Annotated in this window: 3 protein-coding genes; all 3 read left to right on the top strand. The window is 44.4% G+C overall.

Going from position 1 to position 3,225, the window contains the following annotated elements; all coding sequences use genetic code 11:
- A partial coding sequence (locus tag Tanf_RS14360) for a T9SS type A sorting domain-containing protein (protein WP_140230675.1) occupies positions 1-1,318 on the top strand: 1,318 nt, incomplete at its 5' end.
- A gap of 944 nt (positions 1,319-2,262) precedes the next feature.
- Positions 2,263-2,874 (top strand): hypothetical protein, encoded by a 612-nt coding sequence (locus Tanf_RS08850; RefSeq protein WP_140230674.1) that lies wholly within the window; start codon positions 2,263-2,265, stop codon positions 2,872-2,874.
- 149 nt (positions 2,875-3,023) lie between these two features.
- The coding region (locus Tanf_RS08845; RefSeq protein WP_201774587.1) for a hypothetical protein at positions 3,024-3,225 on the top strand (202 nt) is incomplete at its 3' end.

Below are 3,225 nucleotides of genomic sequence, written 5' to 3'. Positions count from 1 at the left end.
AGTGACCTATAACCGGGCTACATTCAGGGCAGCGTGGAATAATACCGATTTTGCATTAATGGAACTGAGAAACTCTCCCGCCGGCGACTCCCGTTTTTCATGGTTGGGATGGGATCGAAGCGGCAATGCGCCGACTTCGGGTACGGGGATTCACCATCCGTCGGGAGATGTCATGAAAATTTCTTTTGACAATGACCAACTACAAATTTCCAGTTGGGGGGGAAATAATAATCATTGGCTTATAAGTTTTGATGATGGAGTTGTTCAACATGGTTCATCAGGCTCTCCTTTGTTTAATCAAAACAAACAAGTTGTTGGCCAGCTTCATGGAAACCAAAGTTACAATTCTTCACTACCCTATTGCGAACAACCTAGAGCAGAATACGGTCAATTTCATCGTTCTTGGACGGGAGGAGGAACAAACAGTACACGGTTAAGTAATTGGTTAGACCCGAATGGAAGTGATGTAATGACAACGAATACTTCAAAATACCCCTCTCTCTCCGGCCCTTCAAGTTTTTATAATGAAGCGACTTATACAGTAGAGAACTTACCTGTGGGTTCGTCCGTGCAATGGTCATCAAGCAGTAACTGTTTACGGTTGATCTCAGGACAGGGAACAGCAACGGCTACCTTTAAAGCTATATTCAATATATCAGCTGTCATCACGGCAACCATCAGTGGGCCGACTTCGACATCGCTGTCGACTGGTACCATTACTGCTAATGCGTCGTACAACAGCGATATTTCATTCGATGTTTGGAATAATTCGAGTGGCGGATATATAGGAAATACTGCTACGGGTACCAGTGGTCTCTGTCCGAATACGACTTACCACTTCAGTCTGGTAAATAATTCGGGCTGTGCTCTAAGTGATCCGGAATGGACTGTTTCCCCGGCTTGGACAATTTATTATACACAGAACAATATGATCTCCATCAATACAAATCAAGCCGCGGGCGGATGGATTTCATTAAAGGCACGCACCTGCTGTGGCACATCCGGTACGGTATGCTCGGCGACATTGGGATCTTCTTCAGATTGCTCAAACTACCGTTTCACCCTCTCCCCCAACCCTGCAACGGACGAAGTGACTTTGCAGCTGATGGAGACGGATGAGGTCAGCGGATTAAGCGTGCTCTCGACCGACAGAAGCACCTACGAAATCCAAATCTGGAGCGGTATGAGGATGCTGCACTCGTTCCGGACGAATGAGCCGACGTTCCAAATCCCGATGGCCGGATTGCCGGCGGGACTGTACTTCGTGCGCGTCGTCAAAGACGGACAGACGTATACGCAGAAGTTGATCAAAAAATGAGAAAAGTGAAAAGTGAGAAACGAAAAGTGAAAAGTGATGCCCTTCAGGCGTTGAGTTGTTTAATTGTTGGCTGACTGCTGAAAACTGATTGCTAATAAATTAATTCAGGCTTACAGCCCTCAAAAAAACAAGAGCGGAAATCAAATTACCCCACCCTTGCGGGATGGGGCTGAAATATATCGGGTTTGCAGCCCTTTCGGGTAATGGTTATGTACAGGGTACACGGTGTCCGAACGCAAATTTCGCAAATGAACGCAGTACGCACCGTAGAGACGCAATGATTTGCGTCTCTACGACATGTACCCCTGTCATTCCGAACGCCGTGAGGAATCCCGCGAGGAAGAGGAAAGATTCATCGCTGACACTCTGAATGACAAGGAAAGTGCTCTGAATGACAAAGGAGGAGCTCTGAATGACAGGGTAGAGGAAAGGGCAGTTCATGTAGGGGCAAACCTCTGTGTTCACCCGTCATAATGCCGATATGAACATCCCCCTTCCCCCCCCTTCCAAGGAGGAATGCGGAACTGACGGCTGACTGCTGTAAGAGCCCTGAAAGGGCGTGTTAATTCAGCCCAATGCGAAGCGCTGGGGAAAAAGCAATCTCCTGCGGAGGGCTGAAAGCCTGATATAAAATGTTGATTTATTTAATGGTCGAGATGTTTTACTTAAACAAACTTGCGTGCTTTGTGTAACTTTTGCGTTCCTTGCGGTGATCTTACCGCCAAGTTCGCAAAGGACGCAAAAAAACAGACAAAATATTTGCATATTCTCAAAAAATGTTTTTAACTTTGTAGTATCATAAAAAACGCAAGGCTATGGAAATAACAACCGACACTCCACCCGACAATTCGCTGCGCCTCACAGGCCGCACCGGAGGCGCAGCGTAACAACTATCCGGAACGCGGAAAACAAGTATAAACGTTTAAACACGAAAAAAAGAAGATATGAAAACAAAGAAAAAAGTATTATTTGTAAGTTTGTTATCACTATGGATAACCGCAGGAATGACAGGGTGCAATAAGGACGACGATCCGATATGGGAGATATCGCCCGATGGGAAGCAAGCCGTTATAGAGCAGAAGAGAAACGGTATTGTTTTTAAGTTTTGTCTGCTTAATGAACAGGGGAAACCGGCTACCGTTTTTAAAGAAGGAGAAAACTTCAACTTTTCTTTCCGAATAAAAAATGAGACGGGAAAAAATTTGTACTACAATGCCTACCCATGTGCCTATTCGGACAGTTTCTTTTCTGTTTCCGACTCTTCCGGAAAAACAGTTGGAAAATCTTACGAAGCATTGCCCCAAACAGATATAGGTATAGCAGCTTATCCATTTAACAATAACGACAGTTACACCTTCAAAGTAGCGTGGCTGCATCCTGAAAAATCAATCGTTCAAGGTGGAGACTTTCGTTATAAGAGTCTAAAGAGGAAGCCTCTTAAAACCGGAAGTTATTACACCAGTTTCTCTCATAAATTTAAATTATTCCCTGTTTCGGGGGATAAACATATAGAAACAGAAAACATTCATTTCAAAATCAATTTTAAAATCCAATAACATGAAAAAGATACTGTTTACAGCCATATTTCTGTCCGTATATATTAGGAACACACGGACAGGTAGAAACAACGTTCTTTCCGAACAGAGACGCCTTGCAACAAAACCGTCTGCTGAAAGAACACCGGAGGGTAGCGAAAATAAAAGCAATGCCACCTCTCGATATACAAAAAATAGCATCTGCAAGACAACAGGAAAAGGACGACAATGTGCCGTTTCGTTTCGGAGAAGGATTCGACACCCATATCACCTTAGCCGACGGAGAATGGACAGATAGAGAAAGCGGAAGACTCTGGACAATGGCGATTGAATCGAAAGGGGCCTACTCCATTAATTTTGTATTCAACGATT

It is taken from the genome of Tannerella forsythia (genome assembly GCF_001006485.1).
GTDB lineage: Bacteria > Bacteroidota > Bacteroidia > Bacteroidales > Tannerellaceae > Tannerella > Tannerella forsythia.
The sequence above is the reverse complement of the archived record's forward strand: the minus strand, read 5'-3'. Positions and strand labels throughout refer to the sequence as shown.